Annotated in this window: 1 protein-coding gene; it reads right to left on the bottom strand. The window is 64.9% G+C overall.

Annotated features, from left to right (window positions below; translation table 11 throughout):
- Positions 1-156: 156 nt before the first annotated feature.
- Positions 157-1134: a zinc-binding dehydrogenase gene (locus AC1VWL_RS19285; protein WP_482987753.1), complete on the bottom strand. Its 978-nt coding sequence runs from the start codon at positions 1132-1134 to the stop codon at positions 157-159.
- Positions 1135-1286: the final 152 nt, after the last annotated feature.

The following is a 1286-nucleotide window of genomic DNA, read 5'->3' as shown; positions in this document are numbered from 1 at the left end:
CCCCCCCATCTTTTGCCCTCCCCCCTAGCTTCCCCCGGGGGGTTGTTTTGCGGGTGTGCGCGCAACCCCCCAAACGGGGTGCCCTGGGGGGCTGCCGCCCCCACCCCCCCCCCCCCACCCCGGTTTTGCCGGTTTTGACCTGGCTTTGACCAACCATCAAGGCCGCAACAACACCTTGCCCTTGCGCCCCGGCAACAAGCTCGCCGTCACCGCTTCCGCAACATCACCCAGCCCGTAGACCGCCTGCACCGGCAATTCCAGTTCGCCACCCAGCACGCGCTGCAGCAGTTCGCCTACCAGTCGACGCTTGTTCTCCACCGACATCTGCTGGCTGACCTTGCTGCCCCAGAAGCCCTTTACCGTCGCCTGCTTGAAGATCAGGTCGCCGGAGGGAATCTGCATGGCTTCGCCGGCCATGGTGCCAAACGACACCAGCGTGCCCTTGTCGCCAAGCAGTGACACCAGATCCGCGCTGGCCTGACCGCCGATGGAATCGACTGCGGCGTGTGCGAGCGTGTCGCCGAGCAACACCTGCGCGCGCGTTTTCCAATCCGGCTGTGCTGTCGACAGCACGTTGTCGATGCCGAGTGCCTTGAGTTCGTCCACACCCGCATCGCGACGCACGAGCCCGAGCACGTGTACGCCGCGTGCGGCGGCGAGCATGGCCAGGGTCTTGCCGACCGCACCGTTGGCGGTGTTCTGCACGATCCATTGGCCGGGTTCGGCCTGCAGGAATTCCAGCAGCATCAGTGCGCTCAGCGGCATGGCGATCAGCTGTGCTGCGGCCTCATCGGCGATGCCGTCCGGCACTGGAATGACCATGCGTGCGGGGGCGATAAAGTACTCGGCCCAGGTGCCGTGCACCGACGCGGCCATGACGCGCTGGCCGATGGTGATGCCTTCGACGCCTTCGCCCAGTGCCTCAACGATGCCTACTGCTTCGCTGCCGCCGATGGCCGGTAAGGCGGGCTTGTAGCCGTACTTGCCGCGCACGGTCCACAGGTCGTGGTTGTGGATGGGTGCGAGCAAGGTCTTGATCCGTACTTCGCCGAGGCCGGGCTGCGGGATGGGGCTGTCGCCCAAGGCCAGTACGTCGGCCGGTTCACCGAAGGTGGTGTGGATGGCGCTACGCATGAGTGTCTCCTGTTGCGGGTCAAAACCGGGGTCCCACTGGGGTTTTGGAACAAAACCCCCAACAGCCCCCCGGGTTTACAGTGAGTTTTGGAAACAAAAAACCGCCAAATAACTGGAGCCGCACAAACCCCATGACGCCCGAGGGGTGAGGG

This window comes from Stenotrophomonas sp. STEN063 (assembly GCF_056854515.1).
Note: the sequence above shows the minus strand (reverse complement) of the source record. Positions and strands in the feature narration are given on the sequence as shown.

Bases quoted from the DNA above. Each gene is read 5' to 3' on its own strand.
- AC1VWL_RS19285 (WP_482987753.1), bottom strand. From the start codon at position 1,134: ATGCGTAGCGCCATCCACACCACCTTCGGTGAACCGGCCGACGTACTG.